Annotated in this window: 26 protein-coding genes and 1 riboswitch; of the genes, 15 read left to right on the top strand and 11 right to left on the bottom strand. The window is 50.5% G+C overall.

Features of this window, described 5'->3' with window-relative positions; all coding sequences use genetic code 11:
- Positions 1 to 16 precede the first annotated feature (16 nt).
- From C0081_RS22100 to C0081_RS22115, 4 genes are all read right to left on the bottom strand, one after another.
- On the bottom strand, positions 17 to 718 hold the full coding sequence (locus C0081_RS22100; RefSeq protein WP_101535897.1) for a LutC/YkgG family protein: 702 nt from the start codon (positions 716 to 718) through the stop codon (positions 17 to 19).
- Complete coding sequence (locus C0081_RS22105; RefSeq protein ID WP_101535898.1) at positions 715 to 2,145, bottom strand: LutB/LldF family L-lactate oxidation iron-sulfur protein; 1,431 nt, start codon at positions 2,143 to 2,145, stop codon at positions 715 to 717. Before C0081_RS22105 ends, C0081_RS22100 begins: the two co-directional genes overlap by 4 nt.
- A 70-nt stretch (positions 2,146 to 2,215) precedes the next feature.
- Entirely contained in the window at positions 2,216 to 3,025 is an 810-nt protein-coding gene (locus C0081_RS22110) for a (Fe-S)-binding protein (RefSeq protein WP_101535899.1), read from the bottom strand.
- A 33-nt stretch (positions 3,026 to 3,058) separates the two neighbouring features.
- Positions 3,059 to 3,430, bottom strand: a complete 372-nt coding sequence (locus tag C0081_RS22115) for a hypothetical protein (protein WP_101535900.1) — start codon at positions 3,428 to 3,430, stop codon at positions 3,059 to 3,061.
- A gap of 469 nt (positions 3,431 to 3,899) precedes the next feature.
- On the opposite strand from C0081_RS22115, the gene C0081_RS22120 reads away from it, so the two are divergent.
- From C0081_RS22120 to C0081_RS22130, 3 genes are all read left to right on the top strand, one after another.
- A complete protein-coding gene (locus C0081_RS22120; protein ID WP_101535901.1) occupies positions 3,900 to 4,907 on the top strand; it encodes a hypothetical protein in 1,008 nt (335 codons plus the stop codon).
- Entirely contained in the window at positions 4,904 to 6,319 is a 1,416-nt protein-coding gene (locus tag C0081_RS22125; protein ID WP_101535902.1) for a TRAP transporter large permease subunit, read from the top strand. The genes C0081_RS22120 and C0081_RS22125 overlap by 4 nt, the downstream gene beginning before the upstream one ends.
- Before the next feature lie 85 nt (positions 6,320 to 6,404).
- A complete protein-coding gene (locus C0081_RS22130; protein ID WP_101535903.1) occupies positions 6,405 to 6,989 on the top strand; it encodes a GNAT family N-acetyltransferase in 585 nt (194 codons plus the stop codon).
- 93 nt (positions 6,990 to 7,082) lie between these two features.
- On the opposite strand, the gene C0081_RS22135 is transcribed toward C0081_RS22130, so the two are convergent.
- Positions 7,083 to 7,481: a c-type cytochrome gene (locus C0081_RS22135; RefSeq protein ID WP_101536060.1), complete on the bottom strand. Its 399-nt coding sequence runs from the start codon at positions 7,479 to 7,481 to the stop codon at positions 7,083 to 7,085.
- A 511-nt stretch (positions 7,482 to 7,992) separates the two neighbouring features.
- On the opposite strand from C0081_RS22135, the gene C0081_RS22140 reads away from it, so the two are divergent.
- Positions 7,993 to 9,297, top strand: coding sequence for a GGDEF domain-containing protein (locus tag C0081_RS22140; protein WP_101535904.1), 1,305 nt, complete (start codon positions 7,993 to 7,995; stop codon positions 9,295 to 9,297).
- A gap of 265 nt (positions 9,298 to 9,562) precedes the next feature.
- On the opposite strand, the gene C0081_RS22145 is transcribed toward C0081_RS22140, so the two are convergent.
- Positions 9,563 to 10,285, bottom strand: a complete 723-nt coding sequence (locus C0081_RS22145; protein ID WP_101535905.1) for a L,D-transpeptidase — start codon at positions 10,283 to 10,285, stop codon at positions 9,563 to 9,565.
- 282 nt (positions 10,286 to 10,567) lie between these two features.
- Complete coding sequence (locus tag C0081_RS22150) at positions 10,568 to 11,326, bottom strand: DUF2927 domain-containing protein (RefSeq protein WP_101535906.1); 759 nt, start codon at positions 11,324 to 11,326, stop codon at positions 10,568 to 10,570.
- A gap of 449 nt (positions 11,327 to 11,775) precedes the next feature.
- Here C0081_RS22150 and C0081_RS22155 point away from each other — a divergent pair, with 449 nt between their 5' ends.
- The 7 genes from C0081_RS22155 (at position 11,776) to C0081_RS22185 (ending at position 19,326) form a co-directional block, all read left to right on the top strand.
- Positions 11,776 to 12,501 (top strand): protein phosphatase CheZ, encoded by a 726-nt coding sequence (locus C0081_RS22155; RefSeq protein WP_101536061.1) that lies wholly within the window; start codon positions 11,776 to 11,778, stop codon positions 12,499 to 12,501.
- 157 nt (positions 12,502 to 12,658) lie between these two features.
- Positions 12,659 to 13,315, top strand: coding sequence for a DNA-3-methyladenine glycosylase I (locus C0081_RS22160; protein ID WP_101535907.1), 657 nt, complete (start codon positions 12,659 to 12,661; stop codon positions 13,313 to 13,315).
- Positions 13,316 to 13,409: 94 nt separating this feature from the next.
- Entirely contained in the window at positions 13,410 to 14,216 is an 807-nt protein-coding gene (locus C0081_RS22165; protein ID WP_101535908.1) for a mechanosensitive ion channel family protein, read from the top strand.
- Positions 14,217 to 14,458: 242 nt separating this feature from the next.
- Positions 14,459 to 15,925 carry a histidine--tRNA ligase gene (gene hisS / locus C0081_RS22170; protein WP_101535909.1) on the top strand — a complete coding sequence of 489 codons (1,467 nt, stop codon included), beginning with the start codon at positions 14,459 to 14,461 and terminating at the stop codon, positions 15,923 to 15,925.
- Between the two features lie 54 nt (positions 15,926 to 15,979).
- Entirely contained in the window at positions 15,980 to 17,122 is a 1,143-nt protein-coding gene (locus C0081_RS22175; RefSeq protein ID WP_101535910.1) for an ATP phosphoribosyltransferase regulatory subunit, read from the top strand.
- A 14-nt stretch (positions 17,123 to 17,136) separates the two neighbouring features.
- Positions 17,137 to 18,120, top strand: a complete 984-nt coding sequence (gene hisG, locus C0081_RS22180; protein WP_101535911.1) for an ATP phosphoribosyltransferase — start codon at positions 17,137 to 17,139, stop codon at positions 18,118 to 18,120.
- A 105-nt stretch (positions 18,121 to 18,225) separates the two neighbouring features.
- Positions 18,226 to 19,326 carry a glycoside hydrolase family 3 N-terminal domain-containing protein gene (locus C0081_RS22185; protein WP_101535912.1) on the top strand — a complete coding sequence of 367 codons (1,101 nt, stop codon included), beginning with the start codon at positions 18,226 to 18,228 and terminating at the stop codon, positions 19,324 to 19,326.
- Positions 19,327 to 19,396: 70 nt separating this feature from the next.
- Here C0081_RS22185 and C0081_RS22190 read toward each other — a convergent pair whose 3' ends face one another.
- Positions 19,397 to 19,738 (bottom strand): hypothetical protein, encoded by a 342-nt coding sequence (locus tag C0081_RS22190; RefSeq protein ID WP_146006519.1) that lies wholly within the window; start codon positions 19,736 to 19,738, stop codon positions 19,397 to 19,399.
- A 94-nt stretch (positions 19,739 to 19,832) separates the two neighbouring features.
- A riboswitch (SAM-I-IV-variant riboswitch) is annotated at positions 19,833 to 19,954 on the bottom strand.
- An 812-nt stretch (positions 19,955 to 20,766) separates the two neighbouring features.
- On the opposite strand from C0081_RS22190, the gene C0081_RS22195 reads away from it, so the two are divergent.
- The 4 genes from C0081_RS22195 (at position 20,767) to C0081_RS22210 (ending at position 23,960) form a co-directional block, all read left to right on the top strand.
- Positions 20,767 to 21,513 carry a ChbG/HpnK family deacetylase gene (locus C0081_RS22195; RefSeq protein WP_280952905.1) on the top strand — a complete coding sequence of 249 codons (747 nt, stop codon included), beginning with the start codon at positions 20,767 to 20,769 and terminating at the stop codon, positions 21,511 to 21,513.
- Between the two features lie 119 nt (positions 21,514 to 21,632).
- Entirely contained in the window at positions 21,633 to 22,250 is a 618-nt protein-coding gene (locus C0081_RS22200) for a group III truncated hemoglobin (RefSeq protein WP_101535915.1), read from the top strand.
- Positions 22,251 to 22,797: 547 nt separating this feature from the next.
- Positions 22,798 to 23,259: a peptide-methionine (R)-S-oxide reductase MsrB gene (gene msrB / locus C0081_RS22205; RefSeq protein ID WP_101535916.1), complete on the top strand. Its 462-nt coding sequence runs from the start codon at positions 22,798 to 22,800 to the stop codon at positions 23,257 to 23,259.
- A gap of 224 nt (positions 23,260 to 23,483) precedes the next feature.
- On the top strand, positions 23,484 to 23,960 hold the full coding sequence (locus tag C0081_RS22210; protein WP_210200595.1) for a heme-degrading domain-containing protein: 477 nt from the start codon (positions 23,484 to 23,486) through the stop codon (positions 23,958 to 23,960).
- A gap of 44 nt (positions 23,961 to 24,004) precedes the next feature.
- Here C0081_RS22210 and C0081_RS22215 read toward each other — a convergent pair whose 3' ends face one another.
- The 3 genes from C0081_RS22215 to C0081_RS22225 form a co-directional block, all read right to left on the bottom strand.
- Positions 24,005 to 25,015 (bottom strand): hypothetical protein, encoded by a 1,011-nt coding sequence (locus C0081_RS22215; RefSeq protein WP_101535917.1) that lies wholly within the window; start codon positions 25,013 to 25,015, stop codon positions 24,005 to 24,007.
- 183 nt (positions 25,016 to 25,198) lie between these two features.
- Complete coding sequence (locus C0081_RS22220; protein ID WP_101535918.1) at positions 25,199 to 25,666, bottom strand: phage regulatory CII family protein; 468 nt, start codon at positions 25,664 to 25,666, stop codon at positions 25,199 to 25,201.
- A gap of 171 nt (positions 25,667 to 25,837) precedes the next feature.
- The gene (locus C0081_RS22225) at positions 25,838 to 26,299 is read right to left on the bottom strand and encodes an Rrf2 family transcriptional regulator (protein ID WP_180967020.1); all 462 of its coding nucleotides are present in this window, start codon (positions 26,297 to 26,299) and stop codon (positions 25,838 to 25,840) included.
- Positions 26,300 to 26,338: the final 39 nt, after the last annotated feature.

Genomic DNA, 26,338 nt, shown 5'->3' on the forward strand with positions numbered 1-26,338 from the left:
TGCCGCGATGAAGGGGTTAGCCCACAACGATTACATGCACATCCCGCGGACCATGAGCACCAAGAAGGATTGTTTGCTCAATGTCGCCTGAGCGGGAAGGCCCCGTAATCATATTGACGACACGTGGCATCACAGCTTCTCCATCCTCGCCGCGTAATTTATCCTGCACACTTTCATAGTCCGCATGGATGTCGTCGGCATGGACGACAATGATGTGTGTTTCTGGCAAAAAGTTCAACGTTGTCGGATTGTCCGGTCCGGAAGCAAAGAGCGCTGTGCCGGTTTCCGCAACGCCACCCAAAGCATGACTGACACCAACCAGATCGGTGCCGTCCGATGGGCCGATCAACCGCTCCAGTTGCGGCTCTGTGCTCCAGTCTATGCCCGCGAGGCGTTGGTCTTGGCCCGTACGGATTTTTTGCGGCAAATTGCGGCCCCGCAAATAGTTTGCGATCTCACTGGGCAGAGCATCATAGGATGCTACGCGGTTGGTGGTTGAAGACACTTTTTCTGCATAGTCCAAGAACAGTTTGATCCGTTCTTCACGACCGACCTGACCACGCGCGGGAAGGATGCCGCGTTCTTTGCGTTCAAGGCGATGGGTCACCTCTTCGCGCTCAATGGAACGGTCCCCATTGCTGGCCGAGCCGCCCAATGAACGACGGATTTTATTCAGGATGGCCGATTTTGCAGCGCTGCTGTCTCGAATGTCGCTCATGCCGCTTTCCTCTTTTTTTCTTTGTCCGCCCACATTTGCTGGAAGGTCTTGCCTTCCGGAGCTGGCAATTCGCGATGTTTGGTCCATGCACCGGTCATCGGTAGTTTTTGCATAAGGCCGGTTTTCGGGGCCAAATGTTTCATAACGCCCATACCCAGACCCATCGCCCAGTGATAAAGGCGAGGACGGGTGGCCAAAAAGGCCCAGCCTTTCAAACCCCAGCGCTGGGTCGAAGGATTGAGATGGCGTTCATATTCCTTCTCTCGCCAGTGGCGCATCATTTTGGGCAGAGGGATTTTCATCGGGCAAACACTCTCGCAGCGTCCGCATAATGTTGATGCATTGGGCAGGTGGCCTGCTTTGTCGACACCGATCAGGGATGGTGTCAGTACGGACCCCATAGGACCGGGATAGACCCAGCCATAAGCATGGCCGCCAACAGCGTGATAAACAGGGCAGTGGTTCATGCAGGCCGCGCAGCGAATACAGCGCAGCATTTCTTCAAACTCGGTGCCGAGCATTGAGGAGCGGCCATTGTCCAACAAGATGACATGATATTCTTCCGGCCCGTCGGGGTCTTCTTCGCGGCGCGCACCCGTAGAGAAGGTGGTGTAAACGCTTTGTTCCTGACCCGTGGCCGAGCGGGCCAACAGCCGCAGCAACTGGTCTGCATCATTCATTGTGGGGACCAGTTTTTCGATAGAGGCCAACACAATATGCACCCGTGATAGGGTTTGTGTCAGGTCGCCATTGCCCTCATTGGTGACAATCACAGATGACCCGGTTTCCGCGATCAGGAAATTGGCACCGGTAATGCCTACGTCGGCTGCAAAATATTTCTCGCGCAACACCTCACGCGCTTCGCCTAACAGGGAGGTCGGATCGTCCAGATTGCGGTCGCTATCGAGATGGGTGTGGGCACGCCGGAAATCAGCTTCCACCTGCTCTTTGGTCACATGCACGGCAGGGGCTATGATGTGGCTGGGGATTTCTCCGCGCAGCTGGATGATATATTCTCCCAGATCGGTCTCGATGACATCCATGCCGTCTTTTTCAAGAAAGGCATTGAGCTGCATTTCTTCCGAAATCATCGACTTGCCTTTGGTAACGGTCTTTGCATTCACCGTTTGGCAAATCTGCTTGACGATTTCGCAGGCATCTCCCCCTGTTTCGGCCCAGTGAACATGGCCACCTGTGGCGACAACCTTTTTCTCATATTCTTCCAGATAAAGATCCAGATGCTTGAGGGTATGGGTCTTGATGGCGCGGCCGCGATTTCGCAAGTCTTCAAATTCCGGCAGAGCATCAACCGCATCCTGTCGTTTGCCAATGAAGCCCTTTTCGACATTTTTTAGTGCTTTTTGCAGGGTGACATCAGCCAGCGCTTCGCGGGAATTTTGTTTGAAGGTAGGTGACTTGATTTCCATATCGTCCTCCTGACGGACATTGCCTTTGGCGGGTTTGACCCAGACCAAGGAATGTGCGTCTAAATGCTGCCTATCTGCCCGGTTTCTCGCCAATGGCTGGTCCATCAGCCATATCAGCGAGGACTTCGGCGACGTGACGCACTTCAACCGCAGAGCCTTCACGTTTCAACTTGCCAGCCATATTCATCAGGCACCCGAGGTCTCCAGCCAGCAATGTTCCGGCCCCTGAAGCGGCGATGGTCTTCGTTTTTTTGCCAACGATGGCGTCTGATATATCGGGATATTTGACGCAAAATGTCCCACCAAAACCGCAACAGACATCACTGTCTTGCATTTCTTTAAGCTCGACCCCTTCGATGGATTTGAGCAAGGCGCGCGGTTGCTCACTGACGTTCAATTCGCGTAGGCCCGAGCAACTGTCATGATAGGTAACTGAGCCTTGATAATGGGACGCAATTTCGTTCACCCCAGCCACGTCGACCAAAAAGCTGACCAGCTCGTGGGTTTTGCCTGCCACAGCCTCGGCACGGTTTGCCCAATCGGGATCATCGGCCAGCATCGAGGGATAGTGTTTGGCAATCATGGCCGCGCAAGACCCGGAAGGGGCAACAATATAGTCATAGTCTTCAAAAGCCTTGATGACTTGCTTGGCCAATGCTTTTGCATCTTCCTTGTCGCCGGAATTGTAGGCGGGCTGACCACAACAGGTTTGGTCTTTGGGAACCTCAAGCGTGAAACCGGCATTTTCAATTAGTTTGACGGCAGCAAAACCAACGGTCGGGCGGAAAAGGTCAACAAGACAAGTCACAAACAAACCAACGCGTTTGCCTTTGGTCTGGTGCTTTTGGTCCGTGGTGAAATTCAATTCTATCTGGTCCATGTTTGGGTCCATGTCATCTGTCTGGTTGGTCTTTTATTGCGCCCTGTTTGAAAAGAGCTGCGAAACGGCACATCCGGTAAGGAGCACCCGGCGTTCAATCAATGACGAGTGCCATTGGCACTCCAATTTTGGGGGTACAAACTCGACAATCTCGTCGGAGAAAATGTTTCCAGCCACATCAGCAACCAAGGTGCCACCTCTATGATGAGACCGCAACCGCTTTTGAGCTTTTAGAATTTTCAAAGCAGTTCGAGACATAATTTGGAAAAAATTCCGTTGCGTCACTAACCCTCGCTCAGCAGCCAATTTGTCGCTCGTACTTAAACCACCTTTGAGGAATAGGCGTTCATTGCGGTCAATCACCGCATTCGATGTGCGACTGTGGCTGATGATATTGAAAATCATGCGTTTCTAATTCGCATTTGCTGGTTGGTCCAATAGCCGAAAGTGATCGCTGTGCAAGTTGATAAATTGTCTGTCTCAGCGATAAAATGACTATTACACCAATGTGTTCGGATTACAAAAAGGGATCGCTCTAAGCTGGTAAATTAATTTTACCAACCCCCAAAAATATATAAATACACGTAAAAAGAGTATTTATAGATTCCATGCAATCTGTTTTATGTTAACAATATATGAATAAAATGCTGAGCTAAGCGATCAAATACATCGAAACCCTATGCATGTTTGCTTAGAGTGTGGCATGTCTAAGATCACCTTTAAAGCAATAGCCCATCAATGGTCCTCTATCAGGGCGTGAGGTGGGAGCTGTCACCGAAAAGTGGGGTTCTTTTCGGCTCGCTACACAATGACGGTTATTGTTTGTTTGGGGCACTGAGTTAACGGGATGTTTGCGCGATAGGGGAACGCACATATGAAAGGTACGGTTCTGGCATTGGTGAGCTGTCTGGCTTCCATTGCATGCTATTTTGTTCAGGAACCGACTGTAGCTTTTGCTATGGTAGCAGCCTTTCTTCTGGCGCTCTATGCAGCGTGGCGGCGTGGACGTCCCGTCTTGCTACTTGCCGCATATATTCTGTCAATGGTGTCCTTCGCCAGCTTGCCGCAAGGACTTTATGCCCTCCTGCGCTTGAATGATATTGATCCCAGCCAGTTTACTATACAGCATCAAATCACGATTGTTCTGACCGGCACGGCTTTTGTTGGGATCCTATTTGCCCTTAGTTGTCGGCGACAAAGCGGTGGCGTGCCCTTGAGTGCGCAAGAAGCGAGTGAAGATCTGGAAAAACTTGTGTGCTTTGTCGGGCGGGCAACAGGCCTCCTTTATATTCCCCTATTTTGTTTGCCTCTCTATTTGGCTTTCACTCAGTCATCACAGGTGGGGACAAATGATCTGGATTTACTATCGTGGAGCAGACAAGCCGCTCTGGTAGAGCATCCCCAAATACAGATATTCAGCTGGCTGTTTATTCTTCTTATGCTAGGCGGACTGGCGTCGGCCTATATGCGCAATGCGCACCATCGGTATTTGGGCTGGCGGGCAAAAGCTGGCTCTGGCCCCCGAGCGGTGTTGGAACTTATGGGCGCGGCTGTCCTGCTTTTGCCCGTTTGCTGGATAATGATGGATTTGGGATGGGCCTATAGTCACCAGATCCAGTTCCATCCTGCAGCCAGCGTCCATATCAAACAGCTGATGGCCGCCGGGCACGTTCCTGCTTGGGGGCTTTATGCTGTCTTGCCTTTTGCCTTTGCCTTGCTTGCCTGCGCCGCCATCAGCGTGATTTTGCGTTCGCTGGTCTATTTGTTTGGTCCAAATTATTTGCGAAAACGCGCTGCCACACATTTGGATTTGGCAACGGAACAACACACATCGAGATCTGAAAACCTACAGCGCAATTGGGGGGATCAGATACAGGCATGACAAACTGGTCCGATATTCTGCCTGTTTTGTGGTTTGATAATGCGCCACTGTGGTTGCTCGTTGCATTCTTGTTTCTGTTTGTGACGGGATATCCTATTGCGTTTTCTCTTGGTGCTTTGTCATTGCTTTTTGGCTGGGCAGGCCTAGAAACAGGCCTCATTGAAACCACCGTTTTATCCTCCATTCCGGATGGCATCTTCTCGCATATTTTGTTTGATCCGGCTTTGCTTTGCTTGCCTTTGCTTTTGTTCTTCACCGAGTTATTGGTCGAAAGCGGTCAAATGGAACGGGCGTCTTTTGCCATTAAAGGCATAATGGACCCGCTTAAACCCGAGCGTGAAGCGACCAAGAAGCGCAAAGTCGGCATCCAGATCAAGTCCCGTGCAGGTAACCGAGAGGTGTGCGGTGAGCGGTCTATTTTTATGTCCATATTTTTGCCGGGTGCCGTTGTCTCGATTTTTGTCGCGCGGCTATTTGATTTGCCGCCTGAATATCTTTCCGTCGCACTTTTTGTACCAACGACCGTTTTGTTTTCTTTTTATATGATCAACTGGCTGTTGGAGTTGTGGGTGCTTGCTAATCGACGTCAGGCCCAAAGATATGCAGATTGGCCGGGTCAGGGGCAGCCGCCACCGCTTTCGCGCAATTGGGGTCGATTTTTGAGATACCTGTTTCCGCCGGTGTTGCTGGTAGTTTTGGCGCTGACAATGGTGCTGCACTACAAGGTTTCCCTCTTTGCGACATTGGCAGCATTGTCTTTGGCGTTGTGCTGTTTGGCTCTTTTGCAAGGCCAATTGAGGCCAATGCGGTTTCTAGGGGTTGCCAATCGGGCCGCCGTCGCAACTGCCAATTTAGGCGCGATGTTGCTTGCTGCCTTTTGTTTCCATTCTGTCTTCCTTGCCCTTGGCGGCGTAGCCGTGATGGATCAATTTAGCAATTTGGTGATGCCTTCCAATCATTTGCCTTGGCTACCATTGATCCTGCTTCTCATCGGTCTCGCCTTTTTGGGATTGTTTTTTGACTGGATCATTCTTACTCTTGTAGTACTCCCAATGCTTATGCCCGTCTTTTCCAATATGAATTTCAACAGTCTTTTGGTTCCTATTTGGGCGGGGGTGACTAGTCAGCTTGCGTCGATTGAGGCCGCCAAGATACTCGAAATACAGGGGCTCATAATGCAATCAAAGCTATGGTTGGCGGCCCTCGTCTGGTTGGCACTCATCACCGCCTTGGTGACCTACAGTCGGCAAAGCGGTGAAATTGTTGCCAAAACCCTTGTTTATGGAAAAGGGGCGTCGTTGGATAATCGAATAAGTATGGGCCTATTTGTCTTACTTCAATTGATTGGTTTGACAGCTGCGATTATTGTGCCTCAGGTGGTGCTCTGGTTGCCTTCTCTGCTCATCGGCTAACATACTCCATGAGCAGAGCCAAAAGTCGAGCATTCGGGCAAGGCTTTTGAGGCCATTACCGATCATTCTGAATCATGTGAAGCCAATGACCCAATCAAATCCCCTATCCTGCCGACTGCGGTCTGCTAGTCCCCAAGATGCATCCGAACTGGCAAAGCTCAAGCTGTTGTGTTGGCATCATGCCTATCAAGGTTTGATGTCCAAAGCGACACTCGACGCCCTTGATGCAACAAGCGAGACGCCGCATTGGCGGTCATGGCTGGCCGATGAAAAAGCGGGGCTCATTGCATGTCTTTTGGAGAATGCAGAGGGCCTAATCGGTTACGGTTTGGCCGGCCCCATGCGTTTGGGTGACAGGCCGGACAATGAAATTCAAGCCGACTCTGAGCTCTATGCGCTCTATATTCATCCCGCTTATCAACGGCAAGGGCATGGGCGTCATCTGTTCATGGCCATGGTAGAACGGCTGGTTGGTGCGTACTATCAATCCGCTGGATCATGGATGATGGGTGGCAATCACAAGGCCGAGCATTTTTTTGAAAAGATGGGAGGCTTGGAAGTGGGGAAGCGCGTGGACATACGCAATGGCCGTATAGCATACCGCGAGAAGGCCTGGTGCTGGCGTGACCTCAAACAAGTGCAGGCGCGTTTGACGCTTCGGACTGTATAAGAAGGGCAAACAGCAAAACACCCCAACAGCGGCGCTGACGGGGTGTAGCGATTTTCAAACGCAGGACAATTGCTGTTCTGCAAACTTGCTTACTTATTCGGCAGGTTTTGAGAAGGTTTTCAAATAAGCAATCACATTTTCACGGTCTTTTTCTTTCTTCAGACCAGCAAATGCCATCTTATTTTTCTTGATGAAATCCTTTGGTTTTGTCAGATAAGTGTCAATGTTGGCTTCATCCCAAACAAAATCAGGCTCTTCTTCGGCTTTTGCAATGAAGGCTTTCGAGTATTTAAAACCTTCAACGGAAGCAATTTTGCGGCCTACGATTTCATTCAGCTCAGGGCCGACCTTGTTTTTGGCTTTATCACCAACCTGATGGCAGGCTTTGCATTTTTTAAAAACTTTTTCGCCTTTTTCAGCATCGCCTTCAGCCAGGGCTGCACCAGCAGACGCCAAAATTACCATTCCAGCAACAGCAACAAAACGTTTCATATTTGCGGTCCTTCTCAAAATTTGCAGCGCAAGCTTAAACAGGTCCTCGCCAGCCGCACTGCTTCCATGGGCCAAGATAACAGCCATCCAGTTAATGACAAGCATCTTTAAAGTTGAATTTCATCGTGAACTTTAAAAACACTTACCGGATTTTGCCTATTATTTGGACAAGTTTTTGATAGAATTGCTGAGCCAAATGGTCGCAGGCCATCGTAATTCCAAAGTTTTTCCTGTCCAAAAATCACAAAATTGCGATCTTTCAGAGGCTTTCTTGGGACGGAAGTGCATGCGGTTATGTGTATGCCTAGGTAGTTATCCACATCCTGCCTTGTGAATAATGCTATTCGGTAAAAGTTGCATATTTGGGGAGTTCAAGGCGAGTCAATCATTGTCGAAAGCACGAATTCGGCTTGGGTTGTGACTGAGAATTTCATGTTCTTTAGGTGGCTTAAGGAGATTTTATCAATTTATTGCGATACTTAAAGATGAATTGCAGGATAGGACCAGCACAATGGCTGCGACTTGGAGCATCCCTCAACGGGATCTTTGTTCGGTTTTTGAGAATATCAGCGACGGGATTCTAATTGTGAGTCCGGCGGCGGAGATCCTATACCGTAATGCAGCACTCGAAGGGTTTCCAACGCATTTAGAAGAGAGAGTTCTGTCGCTCTGTGCTACTCAGCACTGCTGCTGTGGGGCTGACGATGACCTGCAGTTGGTTGAACGAGCAATGATGGAAGGATGGGGCGTATCTTGCTATGCTCTCGGTGAGAATAGACTGATAATCGTCAAATATGACGATTATCTGGGCGAACGCATCCAATCCCTAAGGGACGATTTTGCCAAGCAAATTGCCAGTGGCATTCTTCCTTCTATCGCTGCAATGCAAGTCTTGCGTGATAGGATAGCATCCCGATGGATCACCATTGGTCGCATGGACTGGCCAAACGAACGCATCATATTTGACCTTTGTTATGATCACGACCGCCTGCGCCAAGACGGCATTCCACCGCTTTATCGCAATGTTGGCTTCAATATGTGCGGATCAATGGTGGTCACAAAAAATCTGACCGGGTTCTTCAATCAAACCGAGCCTCATACAGATATGGGGGTGGCACACATTGTCGGTTTGGCCCTTAAAAACCATCGAAATGAATGTATCGGCTATGCCCTCATTGCAGATGATCATGAGCCGGAAAATCTCAAAGAAACGGTAACGTTCCTTCAGGAACTCGCTGTTCTCTATGGCCCATATTTTGAAGTTGGGTCTGCTGAGAAAAAAACGCGCAAAGCTGTTGCGGATGCTCATACTGATGTTGTCACAGGGCAAGGCAACCGCCGGGCGTTTGAGAGTTTTATGCATGAATGCTTGGAAGACATGCGCAATGAGCTGGAAGAGTCGGAAGTCGAGGCGATGTTTGATCCGAAGTCTCTGCGTAATTCCTTGATGATGCTGATCGATTTTGATGGTTTCAAGCGTGTCAATGATCTGGCAGGGCACGACGAGGGCGACAGGGCATTGCGGCTGGTTGCTGAAGCGCTTTGCGAGATCAATTCCGACAGTCGCGTTTATCGCATCGGTGGTGATGAACTTGTGCAGGTTTTCCCGCGTGCCGGTGACCTTGAAGCCGATGACTTGCGTCAGCATATCAACATCATTGAACGCGAAATGAGTGGTCATGGATTTGATGATATTGGTTTGAGCATGGGTGTGGTCCACTTCTTTGAAGGGGAGGGGAGCTTCGCATCCCTAATGGCGTTGGCGGATGCCCGCATGTATCAAGACAAACGCATGCGCTCCATCGCGTTTGTTTAGGGCGCTCCCTATCATTCTTATCAACATTTCATCGACATGCCGAGACCGCGTTTGCGAAGCATAAGGCGTTCGGTTTGGAGATGGCTTCTCTCGTCCAGCCTGCTTGAGGCCATTTGCTCCGGGAATTCCAACCATTCGATTTGAGGGATTGGGATGAGTGGCGACCCGCATGCAGACACAAAAAAGGCTCCCCAAAGGGGAGCCCAAGTTATTCGATCCCATGTCGGATCTCTCTCTCGAGTCTGCTCATAGCATATGAAGCTATCTAGATTACAACCACGTTGGTGCCAACACGCACACGGGTGTAGAGGTCTTGGACATCCTGATTGCGCATGCGGATGCAACCAGAACTAACGGCTTGACCAATGGACCAAGGTTCGTTCGAGCCATGAATTCGGTATAGGGTCGACCCCAGATAAAGAGCACGCGCGCCAAGCGGATTGCGTGGGCCACCTTCCATAAATGCGGGCAAGCCCGGTTGACGCTGACGCATCTCTGCTGGCGGACGCCAAGACGGCCATTCTGCCTTGCGCGTGACTTTGTGGCGGCCTGCCCATTCGAAGCCGGGGCGACCAACGCCGACACCATAGCGGCGAGCGGTACCATCATTATTGATCAAATAGAGATACCGTTCATTGGTGTTCACGATAATAGTGCCCGGTTTATGAGGGCCATCATAGTCGACGACGGTCGGCAGGAAGCGAGGATCAATCGAGCGGACGCGTTGCTTGGTCTTAGCAATGGATGCTTGACGCGTGCGCTGCGGTGCTGGCGCCACTCGACGAGACGTGACGCGTGGACGTGCATCCCGTGGCTCGATGCGAAAGCTGCCGGGGCGAACTTGCATAACCCATGGGTCAATCTGATCTGGGCTAAGCATAACAGGCGGAGGTGGTGCGTAGCGCAGAGAATTGGCGTCTGCCGGGGCAATCGTCAGCCCTGACAGGCCCAGTGCAACGGCACAGGCTGAAAGAAAAAGGCGTTTCATCGAAATACTCACAACAAAAAATCGACGACAATCCAGGCAAAACGGCCTGAAAATGAAGAATTATATTACAAAAGAAAATCGCCTTCTAATCGCAAAGGAAGATCCTCTTGAACTCGACTTCAATACTAGGTGTTAAACAAATAAGAAAGGTTAATAAAAACTTGCGAACGCGACTGATTGGAGTCAGCGTTAAAAAAACGTAACTGGCACTTTTGTTATGCTTAATTTTTAGAGAAATTTTGGTTTGGTGTACAGAAATGCTCTTTTGTATCAGGCTCGGGCCTATTTCTCGCCGATGATTTGTCTAGCATATTGCAACAAATCCGGCGTCAGGGGCTTAACTTGCCGCAGGGTCATGCCCGGTTTGACCGATGGATTGTAGAGCATATTCAGAATCATTCGGTCATATTTGGTAAAATGGTCATAGGTGGTCAAGTCGTTGAATACCGAGAAGGTGAGGCTCTCGTTGTCATTGACAGGACCTAGGCCCTGAAGGATTTCTTCCACCATGCAACGGCGAAACAGCGACAAACCTTGGTCCGATACAATAACGGCGTCCGAGCGCATAATACCTGAGCGGCGAGACAATACTCTTACGATGCACTGACCGGGGACACGCATTTTTTGGTTGTTGAAGACTTCGGTCTGAACCGTGGTCGCATAATCTTCTGCGTCGACAATATAGATGCGAAAGTTGGCGTCTTTGGAATTTCGTGCCATGCGTATTTCAAGGCCGGGTATGAAACGCGGCAGATCACTTACAAACTGACGCACGGTTTTGAGCCGATTCAGGCGCGCTCTGTTGTCGATCCACACTTTAACCGGTGTGACATACTTTTTCACCCGATTGGTTTGTGACCCCCAACTCAGGGCTTTGATCTCGGCGCCGAAGACTGTTTTGTAGAACCCTTCTGCAACATCCGCATCACGATAGGTGGCCGCCTGCGCAAGGCAACTCGATGCCAATACAAAGAACGCCACAAAAAGGGCGCTGAAGGAAGAACCGAGAGCCTTCCACAAAGGCTGAACTACGCGTGTCATTCGATCTCTTATCTTAAGCAGGGCAGGGTGTTGACGCCGTTACCTTTGTCAGTTTTACCATACCTGCACGTTGGCTGTTAAAACCGATAAAGGCTTTCCCTGAGAGCCGTCCGATTTTGAGCGTGACGACACAATGCGCATTTGCAAAGACAAGGTCAATCACCTCGTGTCTCTTCACACCATTTTGAAGACTTGCGTTTGAGCTCCACGTTTGGGTATCCAGCTAAGGTCCCCCGACAAATTCTTGTGTCTATTCTTATAGTAATCAATCCAAATAGATGAAAAATAGGATTTTTATCAATTCAACAACTCAATCTTAACGAACGCGAGCATAATCTTTCTCAATCAAGATCAGTCGACTCTCCGGCATGCGATGGCACTTTTTGTGTGCAAAGCACGTCGGCGTGGGAATCGGCCAAAAAAATCTGAAGTGCGGGAGTATTGATGAAATGGCGCTGGCAACCAAACCATTTCGAATTGAGCAAATTTTGGGCAACGCCCAAACGCAGCATTCATCTGTTGCCAACACCTCCATATCGGGTGATCAGCACAAGGAAATCATGAGCGAGCTGGCGTCCTTGCGTCGCTTGATTGAACCCGCGCAAGAGTTAAACACCACTCTGGTGGAAAACTATCGCACCGAGATGAACGAAGCGCTGCTGCTGAAAAAAGAGATGGATGAAATATACGAGGCCATCGCAGAGACCAAGCGCGAGATCGCGACCCTGCACGTCAATGGACTACACTCGGCCGATATGAACCGAGTCACCGACGAGCTGGATGCTATCGTTTATGGCACTGAGCAGGCGACGGAACAAATCTTGGCTGCGGCCGAGAAAGTGGACGAAAATGCCACGAAACTGTCAAAAGTTTTGACCGGTGAAGAAGATCAGTGGACCCATGAGATACAGGAAAGCGTAACATCGATGTTCGAAGCCTGTAACTTTCAGGATCTGACCGGACAGCGCATTACCAAAGTTGTCAATGTTTTGCGGTTCATCGAAGAGCGCATTGTCTCAATGATGGATATTTGGGGTGGCATCGATCACTTCCAAGAAATTGAAGTCGATAATCCGTTGGAAAAAACAGGCGATGCAGCCTTGCTCAACGGCCCGTCTCTTGAAGATGAAGAGGGTGTGGCAAGCCAAGACGACATCGACGCATTGTTTGGCTAGGCTTTTTGCTTGGCAAAAGCCGTCGAAGTTCAAAACAAATTTTAAAGCCCTGCTGGATAACAGCGGGGCTTTTTGTTCGTTAAACCGGCGCTAGATTGACTCTTCTTAGCAAAATGCAGTAAGAACAAAAATAGAACAAATTTATGAGGGAAGAAAGATGCCAGATCAGGAAGCCAAAGACGGACTGCTTGTCGGTGACGATGGCAAAAGTCGCTGCTGGTGGCATGGCGGTAAACCCGATTATTTGGCCTATCACGACAATGAGTGGGGCACCCCCATATCCGATGACCAGATCTTGTTTCAAAAAATCTGTCTTGAAGGTTTCCAATCCGGTCTGAGTTGGTACACGATTCTGCGCAAACGTGAGAATTTCCGTGCCGCTTTTGCTAATTTTGACATCGATAAAGTCGCAGCCTTTACCGAGGCTGACGTTGAACGCTGTCTGCTTGATGAAGGCATTGTGCGGCATCGAAAGAAAATCGAAAGCACGATTAACAACGCCAAGCGAGCACAAGAAATGCGTTCCGAGTTTGGATCGCTCGCAGCCTATTTCTGGGCGCATGAACCCAAATCGGAAGATCGCCCAACCAATTTCACCTTTGAAGATTTGCGCGTCTTAGGCAAGACAGAGATTTCCACCCGTGTTTCCAAGGACCTCAAAAAGCGTGGTTGGTCTTTTGTCGGCCCAACCACTGTTTACGCTTTCATGCAGGCGATGGGCATGGTCAACGATCATGTCGAGGGCTGCATTTGTCGCGAAAAAATAGAAGAGGCAAGGGCGGCGTTTATACGCCCATTAAAGAGTGCAGGTTGAGCTCTTGCTATCTGGAACGGAGATGGGTAATGCTCCCGCTTCAATAAGCGGGTGAGAATGCGACTGGCCCACTGTCAAAATGAGAGAGTTTTCTATGAATGCAATGATCGAACAGTTGGGCGTTTATGCCCCTCTGATAATCAATGTTGTAAAGGCAGTCATTTTTCTGGTTGTTGGCTACATTCTAGCCGGTTTGGTGTCAAGTATCGTGCGCAAACGCTTGGCACGCATCAAATCTGTTGATCCGACGATCGGCAATTTTTTCGCGTCCCTTGCCCGTTGGTTGATCCTTGTTTTTGTCTTTATCGCCGTTTTGCAATTGTTTGGTTTCCAAGCGACCAGTTTGGTCGCCGTTCTTGGTGCAGCTTCCCTCGCCATTGGCCTTGCCTTGCAAGGCACGCTCAGTGATGTTGCCTCCGGTGTTATGTTGATCATCTTCCGGCCCTATAAGCTTGGAGATTATATTGACGTGTCCGGCACAGCAGGTACGGTCAAGAATATCGACTTGTTTGTAACTGAATTGGCAACGCCGGATAATGTCCAGATCATCATGCCGAACTCCAAGGCATGGGGCTCCACCGTCTCCAACTATTCAGCCCACGCGACACGTCGAGTCGATCTTGTTTTTGGCATTGATTATGGTGATGATATGGATAAAGCCATGGGCATTATTCTCGACCTTGCCAATGCAGATGACCGCGTTATGAAAGATCCGGAACCATGGACCCGCGTGACCAATTTGGGCGACTCTTCAGTCGATCTCTCTGTCCGTCTGTGGTGTGCCAGTGAAGACTATTGGGATCTGAAATTTGCTTTTCTTAAAGCAGTGAAAGAAACCTTTGATGCCAAGGGCATTTCGATCCCTTATCCCCATCAGGTGGAGATCCAGCGTCAGAGCTAATGCCAAAATGGTTCTTGGTGGCGCTTTTTCTGTGTGCACATCTATTGAGAGGAGGCGACCAACCAGTTTGGTCGCCTTCTTGCGTTTAAACCCTAAATTGTTATCCATTGGCGAAAAAGTGGCGGTGGGGCACAAAACACCCAAGCTACAAGCTTGTCGATAAGGCCCTGATGGGGTAGGGAAGAGGCCAAAGCCACACATGAGGTGGCTATTCCGTTTTTACCAAAGTGAAGTGACGTCTAATCATGGCAAAAGTGAAAAAGCCCCAAAAGCTCAAAGCCCGCCTGCCGCGTGGATTTGTAGACCGGACTGCCGACGATATTCGTGCAGTTGATGACATGATCGCCAAAATCAAGGCCGTTTATGAGCATCATGGCTTTGACCCGATTGAGACACCCGCTTTTGAATATACCGATTGCCTTGGTAAGTTCCTGCCAGATACAGACCGGCCAAATGCTGGCGTGTTTTCTCTGCAGGATGACGATGAGCAATGGATGAGCCTGCGCTATGATCTGACCGCGCCGCTCGCCCGCCATGTCGCCGAGAATATCAACGAAGTGCAAATGCCGTTCCGGACCTATCGTGCGGGCTATGTTTATCGCAATGAAAAACCCGGACCGGGTCGTTTTCGTCAGTTTATGCAGTTCGACGCAGACACGGTCGGCGCGCCAGGTGTGCAGGCCGATGCCGAGATGTGCATGATGATGGCCGATACCATGGAAGCCTTGGGCATTGCGCGCGGCGACTATGTGATCCGCGTCAACAATCGCAAACTGCTCGACGGTGTCATGGAGGAAATTGGCTTTGGTGGCGACGAGCATGCGGAGGATCGGCTGACGGTGCTGCGCGCGGTCGACAAGCTCGATAAATTCGGCCCCGAAGGCGTCAAATTGCTGCTCGGTGCTGGCCGCAAGGATGAGTCTGGCGATTTTACCAAAGGCGCAGGCCTGTCGGATGAAAATGCGCAAAAAGTGCTTGCGTTTACCGAGGGGAAGCTGGATCTCGACCATGATGGTCAACGCGAGTTGGACACCATGCAGGCAATCTTTGACGCGTGTGGGTATGGCGCAGATCGCATCAAGATCGATCCGTCTGTTGTGCGTGGTTTGGAATATTACACCGGCCCTGTCTATGAAGCTGAATTGCTGTTCGATGTTACCAACGAAAAAGGGGAAGTTGTCCAGTTCGGCTCGGTCGGTGGTGGCGGCCGCTATGACGGTTTGGTCAAGCGTTACGTGGGCCGAGAAGTGCCAGCAACCGGTTTTTCCATGGGTGTGTCGCGTCTGATGACTGCACTCAAAAACCTCGGCAAGTTGGGCAATGAAACGGTAGTCGCCCCGGTGTTGGTCACTGTGATGGACGGCGATGTAGACAGCTTGGGCCATTATCAAAAAATGGTACAAGAGCTGCGCACAGCTGGTGTTCGTGCGGAGCTTTATCAGGGCAACTGGAAGAAATTCGGCAATCAGCTGAAATATGCAGACAAGCGCGGCTGTCCGCTGGCCATCATTCAGGGCTCAGATGAGAAAGAAGCTGGCATCGTTCAGATCAAGGATCTGATCGAGGGAAAACGCCTGTCCGCCGAGATTGAAGACAATGCCGCTTGGCGTGAAAGCCGCCCTGCACAAGTGGAAGTGCCACTCACTGAGATGGTCGCGACCGTAATAAAAATGCTGGCCGATCAGGCCACTGACCGTGCGGCCAACTGAGCAGCTTGTCAGTGAAGATCACCCGATGTGACCATCAGGGTGAGAGGAGAAGGTATGACCTATCTGACCGACGAAATGCGCAAGCGTTTGGACCTCCTGCTCAGCGAGGCAGGAGCCTGCCCGATTGATTTGCCGGTTCTCTATCATGCGGATCTGTTTGTAGATTTGATCGGTGAAGATATCCGTCGTCGACTCTATGTTGCCCCCGGTTCCAATGGTGAGGCCATGGCACTGCGGCCCGAATTCACCATTCCTGCATGTCTACACCACCTGTCGGGCGGTGCGGCAGACAGACCAGCCAGTTATGCCTGCATCGGGCCTGTTTTCCGTCAGCGTGAAGATGGCGCGCCGGGGGAATTTTATCAGGCCGGTATCGAGCAAATTGATCCCGATGGCGGCGTTGAGTTTGACGCCAACAGTGTCGCCCGTGCGGTGTTGTTGGTTGAAAGTCTTTCGGCGCAAAAACCGGTCGTCACCATCGGAGATCTCGCGCTGTTTTCGTCTCTGTTAACTGCATTGGATGCGCCTGCCGTGTGGCAGCGTCGTCTAGAGGGCGCCTTTGGTGACCGCAAGGTACTCGACCGCATGCTGGCCCGTCTGGAAAAAGGCGGTTCTGAAAACCATGGTGCTTCGGCAGGGCTGGCCAAAATACTCGATGGCAAAGCGACCAGCGATGTGCGCGATGCCGTCGAAGAAATGCTGTCCATAGCCGGTCTAACCACCGTAGGCGGCCGCTCTGTCGGCGATATCGCCGAACGATATATGGAAAAGGCCGAGCTGGCTGCCAAAGCCGGTTGGGACGCAGACAAGCTGGACGTGATTTCGCGCTATTTGTCTATTTCCGGTTCTCTAGACGACAGCTTGGAGCGTTTGACAGCTTTCAACGCGCAGGAGGGCGGGCCTCTTGGTGCCGCTTTGCAACAATTCTCGGACCGTATCGTGGCCATTCGCAACGCAGTACCGCAAGGAACACCCCTGCAGTTCAAAGCCGATTTTGGACGACGCCTCGACTATTATTCGGGCTTTAACTTCGAGCTCAATTTTGACGGTCAAGACAAACCTGTTGCCGGAGGAGGGCGCTATGATCGATTGCTCGGCCTGTTGGCCCCAAGAGCCAAAACCGACCTTGGTGCCGACATTCAAGCGGTGCCAGCCATCGGGTTTGTAATTTGGCTTGATCGCCTGACCAACGCGTAAAGGGAGTGACCAGAATGAGCAATAATCCTCTGATCATCGCGGTTCCTTCCAAGGGCCGCTTGCAAGACAACACCAATGATTTTTTTGCGCGCGCTGGTTTGAAAATCGCACGCCCGGGCGGAGCTCGCAATTATCGCGGACATCTGGAAGGGGTCGACAATGTCGAAATCGCCTTTCTTTCTGCGTCAGAGATCGCCAAGGAGCTCAAAGCCGGGTCGGTGCATTTGGGTGTGACTGGCGAAGATCTCATTCGCGAGCATCTGACCACACCAGACGCCTATATTGAACTGTTGATCCAGTTGGGCTTCGGCCATGCCAACGTGGTGATCGCCGTGCCCAAAGCCTGGATTGATGTGCGCAGCATGGAAGACCTGGGCGATGTCGCCATGGACATGCCTGCTCGTTATGGTCACCACCTTCGTGTTGCAACCAAATATATCAATTTAACCCGTGCCTTCTTTGCTGGTCATGGCATCATTGACTATAAGATTGTCGAAAGCCTTGGGGCGACAGAAGGTGCCCCCGCTGCGGGTTCGGCTGATGTGGTGGTCGATATCACCTCAACGGGCTCAACACTGGAAGCCAACAATCTCAAAATTATTGATGACGGGGTGATGCTGCGATCACAGGCCAATTTGGTGGCGTCCCTTACGGCAGACTGGTCCGAGAATGCCAAGACAGCATTGGGGGAAATTTTAGATCGGGTGCAGGCTGAAGAAGCGGCCCGCACGCGCCGTGAAATTACCGCAACCCATTTTGATGCGGCGGCCATCAGCCAGCAGATGTGCGATGAATTTGAAGGCTTTGGCGTTTATGCTCCCTTTGGTCATACAGATCATATTTTGCGGTTGCACGCATCGGAAAAACGGGTTTATGCCATCGCCAGCCGCCTGCGTGAGCTGGGGGCTCCATCGGTGTCTGTTGGCCGGCTTGACTATGTTTTCGAAGCATCCAATCCGTTGTTTGATCATATGATTGCTCGCCTCAATAAGGCATAAGCAAAAACAAGAGGTCATGATTTGGACTCATTGCTCTGGTGTCTCAGACCAGAGCATCTATGATATATAGAATCACCTAGTTTCCTCTTGCATGCGGATGTCCCGATGAGTCAAACGCCCTTCTTGTCACGCCGTAGCGCAATGAAATGTGCAGCCGGTGCATTGGCTGCTCCTGTCTTGATCAAGTCAACCATTGCAAATGCGGCAGATCTTGAGCGCGCCATTGGTCAACTGATTATGGTCGGCTTCTCTGGCAAAAGTGCCCAAGGGCGTTTCGTGCGCACAATTGCGGCCCATGTTGCCAAAGGACGTGCTGCATCCGTGGTCTATCTGGGCTCCAATATCGGTTCGGGCCGGGATGTCTTGGGACTTAATAAATTGTTCCATGGCGCTGGTATCAAGCATATAGCCATCGACCACGAAGGTGGAGCTGTACAGCGCCTCAAACAAAAACAGGGATACACCAGAATTCCCTCTGCATTGGAGCTGGCGCAAAGCAAAGATGTCGCCGGTGTTGAGAAAGTGTATGCAGTCGCAGCCAAAGAACTGGCCAATGCGGGGTTTACGCTGAATCTGGGGCCGGTCGCAGATTTGCACCGTAGTTTCAATCCTGTGATTGGCAAAAATCGCCGTGCCTATGCAGCGGATGCGACCACTGTCGTTGCTTATGCGGGGGCGTTTGTGCGGGCGCACCGGCGCTATGGCCTTCAGACATCACTTAAGCATTTCCCCGGCCATGGTCTGTCCAACAAGGATAGCCACAACGGATTTGTTGATATTCGTGAAAGCTGGGATCCCGAGGAACTGCAACCTTTCTCAATGTTGATCCGTCAGGGATTGGCAGACATCGTCATGACCGGGCATCTCTTTGTTCGCATCACAGAGCGAGACAATGGCGAACTAACCACCTTCTCGCGCACGCTCGTTCAGGATGTCTTGCGCGGTGGCTTACAGTTTCGTGGCCTCACCATGACGGATGATCTGGATATGGGTGCTGTCCGCAAAATGGCCGAGCCTCGTGAGGCGGTACTGCGTGCGGTAGAGGCCGGTTATGATATTTTGCTGCTGTCTAATAGCCTCAAACCTAACCCAGATCTGCCAGCTGAAGCAATTGGCTGGATACGGTCTGCTATTCAGGAAGGACGAATCCGGGAAAACCAGATATTTCAGTCAGCCGAGCGGGTGCAACGATCACGCTCAGCCTGATCGTTCCCGAAAAGGTTGCCAAGAGTCTGCCGGATCTCTATTCGATCTTACCCAGACTGCTGTTTGTTTGCTATCTGTCAATTCGGGACAGATCCTTGGCCAGATCTGCATAATGATAGACCAATGCCGCAAAAAGAGTCTCATCAACAGCACAGCCCAATCCTGCCCTGATCAAATGGGCGCATTGCTCTGTGCGTTGACGCAACGCGCCAAGGGGCAGACCATTGCGGGCTCCCAGCTCATAGGCTGAACGCCAAGACATCACGCGCGCGCGAAAGCCTGTCTCCAATATCACGAGAACGTCTTCACTTGCCTGGTGGTGGCTCGGCCGGCTTGTTTTTCTACCCTTGCGCGGGGAGATGGAACTCTCGTCTACGAGGCGGTCACGACCCGGATCGATAGAATCAAACATAATATATCCTTCCTTCATGTCCGGATTGCCAAAGCCACGGGGTTGGCCGGCAAGCCGAATCACGGTTTGGAAGGCTGGCTAAAACGGGTGAAGAAAATCTCCGCTTGGTTGCAGGCACAACGTTCAAAACGCAAATGCCGCCACATCCCGTATTGGAGCCACCTTGCCGCGGTTGGCAGGTTGGCGAGGGCGCCAGCCCTTCTCTTGATGATGGGCGTATGTTAGGGCGATTTTATGTTCATATCAAGTGTTTTGAATAGCGGTCGCCGTAGTCTCGTTAACAATAGGTCAGAGACGATCGAAATCAACATGAAGAAAGGGCACTTGGATGTCCTGATGAAAGGAAGAGGTCGCCATCACAGACGACCTCTAAAGACGGTATTTGTGGGGACCGTCTGTTTGGGAAAACACTATGGTCACCGAACGCTCTGGTATTAATTTGGGGGACAAATACCAAAGCAGCAAACCGTGTTTGCCCTGTTGAATAGTATAATTAGGAGAAATAAAAATTGCTATAGCTAATTAGACAATAGTTGGAAATATATCTGGGTTATTGAATAAAACATTCCAAGTCTTCCTTATGTTGTTAGGAAGGGGGTGATGTAAATATACCTATCCAAATTTATATTTCAATGTTTTGGTGATTATTGAAATAATAATACAATAATTTGATGGTGATTATCTTGTTTACTCTAGACTGTATTTTATTAGAATTCTGTGGAAACTATTGCGAAAACATAAAATGCAGATTTTGTGAGCTGAGTGAATAGGTGCGATTGTAAACAATGAGACCCATTATTCACTGTGTGAACAAGGTTCTATTGCTTCTAAATAGAAGCAATACGAGGGTCCAAATTGGCAGATATTTGTTGTCCAATTTCTTTTGATTCTTATCCACCAAAGCGGTGGTCCTGACACGCGATGCGAGAATATCGGAGGGCACTTGCTATTCGTCGGTCAAGGGTGCATGCAGGGCGCTGTAGTATGGCTATATTTGAATAGTCGGCTTTAGTTTTAAGGATGACACATTGTTATGTGCGCTGGATTTGGGTTTGACAGACGGCGTAAACCGAGCCACGGCAGAACTGGTGCAGAGGGGCGTTGTCGGGGCCGTCTCTTGTCTTACGATTTCTGACATATGGCCACAAACCGCACCTATGCTGTCACAATTGCGATCATCAGGACCTCCTGACCTCAAAATAGGCCTGTCCATAAGGTTGACTGGCGCTTTTTCTCCCCTAACAGCCGGATTCGCGCCTGAGAATGCACTAAGGACTGGAAGCCTCCCTGACTTGGACGATTTTGCCAGGGCGGCGCGTGGGTTTGCATTGAACGACAAGTTGATTGAGGCTGAATGTCGCGCGCAATTGCGCCGTTTTACGGCGCATGCTGGCTATGGCCCACAGTTTATAGTGTTAGACGAAACAATGCTGTTGTTCGGAGCTGCTGCCAAAGCGCTATCTGCAACCTTAGCAAAATTCGGGTTTCAGGACATGATCCTTCTCTGCCCTGTTGTGCCGAAACCGCGCGGCTGGATTGAACGTGTCAAACAAAAATGGCTTTGGGGTTCGCAATGTCATTTGTCCAAGCCATGGCAGCGCCGACAATTGGTTGAACCGCAGAGCGTGAAGCAGTTGCCGCCGCAGGCCAGTTGGCGTCTTGATGGACAAAGTTGGTCTGCGGTCCGTCCCGCTTATGATGATGAAAGGTTGGCGCGTTTTGACCAAGATCCCGAGAGGCGCACGGAGCAATTGGGTTGGTTTGCTGCACCTTGAGATGGTTTGTCTATTCTCGTCATTCTTATAAAAGCCACCACTTTGGAGGCAATCTGTTCGTGCGTTTCATGCAATAGGGGAACATATTATACTTGTGTTCCGACTAGAAAACGCTATCTTTGCGTGCAATTGATAGTCTATGGGGTAATCTGGTGGTATCTGCGTTCGGTGCGGACAAATCCCTGGGGAGGGATGAAAAAGAGCGGCTCTTAACAGAGGCGCAAGCTGAAGCCAAGGCTCAGCCTACGGAGCCTTTGGTTGGGCGTCCGCTCGTGCGCAGAGAACGGGCTGGCAAGCCGCTTGATCCATCCATTACTGAGGCTCAGGTTTCGGATTTGGTGGACGCTTTTTATGCCAAAGTGCAAAAACACCCTCGATTATCCGTCTTGTTTGCAGATGGCATGAGCCAAGAATGGCCCGATCATCTAGATCGTATGAAGGGCTTTTGGCGCTCCTTGTTGATGCAGACAAGAGAATATGACGGTCGCCCGGTTCCTGCCCATATGAAAATGGCGGACCTGCAGCCAGAAGATTTCGGGCATTGGTTGGGGCTGTTTCGGCAAACTGCATTGGAAATCTGCCCTCCAAATGCCGCTGCTCTTTATATCAATCGAGCTGAAACGGTTGCTAAAAGTTTACAAATGGCCGTTTTCTTGCAAGGACATATCGCCCCAGCCGACGCTTTTGAGCATGGCGTCATGACGACAGAATTTATTTCGCTGTTGCGAAAAGAATGAGAGTTTAAGCTTAACGAGAGTGTTTACATGCATTTGCAATGTTTTTGAGTTATACTGACAACACTCTTTAGGAACATATCGCAGCCGGAGCAATCTTGTGCATGCGATAAGGCGGGCTGCTTTTCGGGGGACTAGCGGCCCGCCTCACCTTGCTTTAACCACGGATCCATAAACACACCATCCATATTGGCTCGCCTTGTGTGCATAATCAGGTGATCCTTAGTGATTTTGGCATCAGATATGCATTTTCTTTGTTTTCTTTCCGGCTTCAGAAAACTTTTTGTGTTGTGCCCGTGAGGGGCCTTTACCCATTGCTTCACTGTTGAATAGGCGCTTGCTGACAGCCATTTAATCAAAAAATCCAATAACGTATAAGTACACAAATGTTCAGATCAGAGCATCGTGGGGAATGCCGCCGCTCTCTTGGTCACACCGTATTGTGACTTTGAAGGCAGACCTGTTCTGGTAATATCATCATTGTCTCTTCTCTGCGCTCATCGCTTTGAGGCGAGGCCGCACAGATATTTTGTAATTTGGGAGATGATCCATGAACCGTCGTATGTTTTTGATGTCCGGTGCAGCCGCATTGTTGGCCAAACCTGCCTTCGCCGACGAAGGGGCCTTTGAAATCACGCGCACTGATGCCGAATGGCAAAGCTTGCTGAGTGACTTTGAGTTTAAGGTGATGCGGCAAGAGGAGACCGAAAGAGCAGGCTCCAGCCCGTTGAACATGGAAAAACGCGCTGGCATATATGACTGTAAGGGATGTGAATTACCCCTATATGATGCAGCGACCAAATATGATAGCGGCACCGGCTGGCCCAGTTTCTATCAGTCTCTGCCTAATGCAGTCGGAACGAAGCTGGACAACAGCTGGTTTAGCACACGAACAGAGGTGCATTGCCGTCGGTGTGGCAGTCATCTCGGTCATATTTTTGATGATGGTCCTCAGCCAACGGGCAAGCGCCACTGTTTGAATGGCGTTAGTCTAACCTTCCGCCCTGCTTAGGCAGGCAGACTTTGCGTGCTCTACCCAACCATTGATGCTGGATTCCACCAAAATTCTTTGCATCGCGTCTGCTTGGTTGCAACCTCTGTGTGAAACTGTCCGCGTTTGTTTTTTGATAGGCAAATGGCCTTTTCAAATGGCCTGTATTGTCTGTAGATTTGGTGTTTATGGACAGGCGTTGCGAACGCTGCCATGGTCGCCAATAAACGTGGAGGATGACACATATGGATGCTCTGGACGCACAAGTCGATATGCTGCTGGCACAGGAAAGCAAACTGCAATTTTCGAGTTTTTCATTCGAAGATGGTGTCTCAGTCGGTCTGGATCTTTTAGACAGGGCTCGTTTGGACAAGTTGCCTGTGGTCGTTGATGTCTTCGCCTATGGGCAACAATTGTTCCATGCCGCCCTGCCGCGGTCACAAGCTGACAATGGCGAATGGGTTGCGCGCAAGCGTAGAACGGTGCTGCGATTTTCTCATAGCTCCTTGTATATGGGCACTTATTGCAAATCCATTGGCATGGAGTTGGACCAAAAATACTACCTGCCACCTTGTACCTATGCCTCCCAAGGTGGTGGCTTCCCCATCTTGTTGCGAGATGGCGGTGTCATCGGCGTGGTCACTGTCTCTGGTTTAGCCGAAGAAGACGACCATGCTCTTGTGGTCGCCGCTCTTGAGGCACACTTGACCAAACAGCAATAAAGAAGCCTGATCTTTTCCTGCTGGGCAATAGGTGACGCTGCTGATTATGCGTCACCTGCTAGGGGTGTTAAAAACAGATCATAGCGGCCTTGACCAAAGGCGATCTTTTGGCCTGCATGAAGCAGCTCTCCGATTTGTAGAAGTCGGACAAGGTAGGATGTGTTTTCTTGGCCCGGATGAATTTGCAGCAGGCCCATCTGTCCCTTCATCATCATATTGGCGCCGCCTGACTGGCTCAGACAGCGATTCCACTCAATCTCTCCGAGGCCTTTTTCTTCAAACCGGATGTGATCCATAGTGTTTTCTATTGTTGCCCAGTCTTCAGCCAATGATAGGCCATGCCAACGGGCGACGGCTTCGCATCGACCAAAGAGGCCTTTGATAAAATCCTCCCCTGTCTCTGCTTGAGTGGTGTTGCTTTCCGACTCATAGGGAGTAACAAAGAAGACCAGCGCGAGACTGCCTGTGGGGGCGTCATCTTGCAAACCAGTCCAGACCGTCTCAACCGAGCGGATCAAAACCGATTGGCAGATCGGTGCCTTGCCAGCAAGGCTAATGCCGCGTTCAATTGCCCTGTGGCAGGCTTCAGACAGTTCGCTGCTCCAAAGCAGGCCCAGACCAAACAAACGCAAGGTTATGCGCAAACTGTTCGCTCCGGTTGTTTCACTGCGAATGATCCATGGGGGGGGGATATCTAGCCCCTTGCCGCTGCGTTGGCCGTTGAAAAACACATGCAAGCCGCAAGCGGGCCCCCATGGACAAGCTACACCACCCAGCGCTTCTTTCGATGCTGTTTTCATCAACTCTGACCCGATCACTTGCCTGATCGCGCCAGGAAAGCCCGGGTGTTGCGCCATTGGTCCATCGCCCTCGCATTCAAAAATGATGTCCTGAATGGTAATGGCCCGTGCAAGCGCTTCCAGATCGCATTCTGTTTCAGGGGCGCTGATCAAATGTTGCAATTCCACACCAGACGGTGCGATCGGTGGTGCTGTTAGGTAAACCGGCGGGCGACGGTTCAAAGCCTTGTCATTATACAAAGGATTGGTCAACATGGTGCATCTCCAAGTTGGGATGGAACCCCGAAACTATTCCATCTATGGTTGATTTGATAAACAATAGATGGCGATGCGGTGGGATTTTGTCGATCAAAATCACCTATGGATTTTTAAGGAGGAGGGGCCGTTGCTTACGTGGGCGCAAAATGTTTGCCGCGCTGACAGCCTGAATTTTAATAGCTATTTTAACGTCGAGACATATTCACGCAGGGATATTAGGCTACGTTCTGCATCTTCTATTTCTTTGGTGATCGAGGTGATATCTCGGTGATCTATGCGATGATCCCGCAGCGCGATATCGACCACTTTCAAAACGTCGGACGCTTCAAAAACAATGCGATGGGCGGCTTGATAGATCGCTTCTTCTTCGTCCGATCTTTCTGCATCTATCCGCTCCGCAGCAACATAGGCGGTGTCTTTGAGAAGATAGCTGACCAAAGAGGGCTCCGGGAAACAGGCGATAATCCGGCGAATCTCGTCAGCAGAAAAGGGTGTTTTGCCTTCTAGTCTTTGATAAAAAGCATGATAACTCATGCCGGTTCCTGCTGCGACAGTGGCAATTTGATGCCGCTCGCTGTTTGTAATCGCTTGCCTGACAAGAAACGAAAAATGTTTGCCTCGATCCTTTGTCGCAATATTGTCGATCATGCCGTGCCTTTGTCGCATTGGTTGCGTGAAGTTGTCATTGCACTGCAACCATAACAAGGCTGTGAAATAGGGAAAGGGGAAATAGGTATGAAATCACACCTTAACGGGAGAGGCGATAGGTTTGAGAAAATCACACCCCCAAGCGGGGCATATCGGTTTTATGGTTGCGCGTTAATCTGAGGAGCGGTCATGCAAAACCAGATTGCCGGAATTCTTTGACTTGGCAACCACATCTGCGAGTGAGTTTTCATTCAGAGTTGCGATGAATGACTTGACCGCCCGTGACATGACGCGGGACATTTCACAGCCGCCGAACATCGGGCAGTCCGGCTGGGGTTCGTTGTCGCAGCGAGGGCATAGGCATTCGACAAAACCAAAATCGGACTCGGTGACTTTGGCAACATCGCCCATACGAATGGCATGGGCATCCTTGCCCAGTTTCAATCCGCCACCACGTCCACGGGTGGTTTCCAAGAATCCATGGCTGGACAGGTTGGCAATAATTTTCATGCAGTGGGTTCGGGACAGTCGCAAGTTGGTGGCAACCGTTTCCACCGTAAGGCTGCGGTCTTCATTCATCGCCACCATCATCAAAATTCGGTAGGCATAATCCGTGCCCTTGGCTAATCTCATTCCGCAGTCCTCGCACTGTTGACGGAGCATTCCTGTTGA

The organism is Cohaesibacter celericrescens, from assembly GCF_002866925.1.
GTDB classification, from domain to species: domain Bacteria; phylum Pseudomonadota; class Alphaproteobacteria; order Rhizobiales; family Cohaesibacteraceae; genus Cohaesibacter; species Cohaesibacter celericrescens.

Excerpts from the sequence above, each read along its gene's own strand:
- C0081_RS22100 (WP_101535897.1), bottom strand. The coding sequence starts at position 718 with ATGAGCGACATTCGAGACAGCAGCGCTGCAAAATCGGCCATCCTGAAT.
- C0081_RS22105 (WP_101535898.1), bottom strand. The coding sequence starts at position 2,145 with ATGGAAATCAAGTCACCTACCTTCAAACAAAATTCCCGCGAAGCGCTG.
- C0081_RS22110 (WP_101535899.1), bottom strand. The coding sequence starts at position 3,025 with ATGGACCAGATAGAATTGAATTTCACCACGGACCAAAAGCACCAGACC.
- C0081_RS22115 (WP_101535900.1), bottom strand. The coding sequence starts at position 3,430 with ATGATTTTCAATATCATCAGCCACAGTCGCACATCGAATGCGGTGATT.
- C0081_RS22120 (WP_101535901.1), top strand. The coding sequence starts at position 3,900 with ATGAAAGGTACGGTTCTGGCATTGGTGAGCTGTCTGGCTTCCATTGCA.
- C0081_RS22125 (WP_101535902.1), top strand. The coding sequence starts at position 4,904 with ATGACAAACTGGTCCGATATTCTGCCTGTTTTGTGGTTTGATAATGCG.
- C0081_RS22130 (WP_101535903.1), top strand. The coding sequence starts at position 6,405 with ATGACCCAATCAAATCCCCTATCCTGCCGACTGCGGTCTGCTAGTCCC.
- C0081_RS22135 (WP_101536060.1), bottom strand. The coding sequence starts at position 7,481 with ATGAAACGTTTTGTTGCTGTTGCTGGAATGGTAATTTTGGCGTCTGCT.
- C0081_RS22140 (WP_101535904.1), top strand. The coding sequence starts at position 7,993 with ATGGCTGCGACTTGGAGCATCCCTCAACGGGATCTTTGTTCGGTTTTT.
- C0081_RS22145 (WP_101535905.1), bottom strand. The coding sequence starts at position 10,285 with ATGAAACGCCTTTTTCTTTCAGCCTGTGCCGTTGCACTGGGCCTGTCA.
- C0081_RS22150 (WP_101535906.1), bottom strand. The coding sequence starts at position 11,326 with ATGACACGCGTAGTTCAGCCTTTGTGGAAGGCTCTCGGTTCTTCCTTC.
- C0081_RS22155 (WP_101536061.1), top strand. The coding sequence starts at position 11,776 with ATGGCGCTGGCAACCAAACCATTTCGAATTGAGCAAATTTTGGGCAAC.
- C0081_RS22160 (WP_101535907.1), top strand. The coding sequence starts at position 12,659 with ATGCCAGATCAGGAAGCCAAAGACGGACTGCTTGTCGGTGACGATGGC.
- C0081_RS22165 (WP_101535908.1), top strand. The coding sequence starts at position 13,410 with ATGAATGCAATGATCGAACAGTTGGGCGTTTATGCCCCTCTGATAATC.
- C0081_RS22175 (WP_101535910.1), top strand. The coding sequence starts at position 15,980 with ATGACCTATCTGACCGACGAAATGCGCAAGCGTTTGGACCTCCTGCTC.
- hisG (WP_101535911.1), top strand. The coding sequence starts at position 17,137 with ATGAGCAATAATCCTCTGATCATCGCGGTTCCTTCCAAGGGCCGCTTG.
- C0081_RS22185 (WP_101535912.1), top strand. The coding sequence starts at position 18,226 with ATGAGTCAAACGCCCTTCTTGTCACGCCGTAGCGCAATGAAATGTGCA.
- C0081_RS22190 (WP_146006519.1), bottom strand. The coding sequence starts at position 19,738 with ATGTTTGATTCTATCGATCCGGGTCGTGACCGCCTCGTAGACGAGAGT.
- msrB (WP_101535916.1), top strand. The coding sequence starts at position 22,798 with ATGAACCGTCGTATGTTTTTGATGTCCGGTGCAGCCGCATTGTTGGCC.
- C0081_RS22210 (WP_210200595.1), top strand. The coding sequence starts at position 23,484 with ATGGATGCTCTGGACGCACAAGTCGATATGCTGCTGGCACAGGAAAGC.
- C0081_RS22215 (WP_101535917.1), bottom strand. The coding sequence starts at position 25,015 with ATGTTGACCAATCCTTTGTATAATGACAAGGCTTTGAACCGTCGCCCG.
- C0081_RS22220 (WP_101535918.1), bottom strand. The coding sequence starts at position 25,666 with ATGATCGACAATATTGCGACAAAGGATCGAGGCAAACATTTTTCGTTT.
- C0081_RS22225 (WP_180967020.1), bottom strand. The coding sequence starts at position 26,299 with ATGAGATTAGCCAAGGGCACGGATTATGCCTACCGAATTTTGATGATG.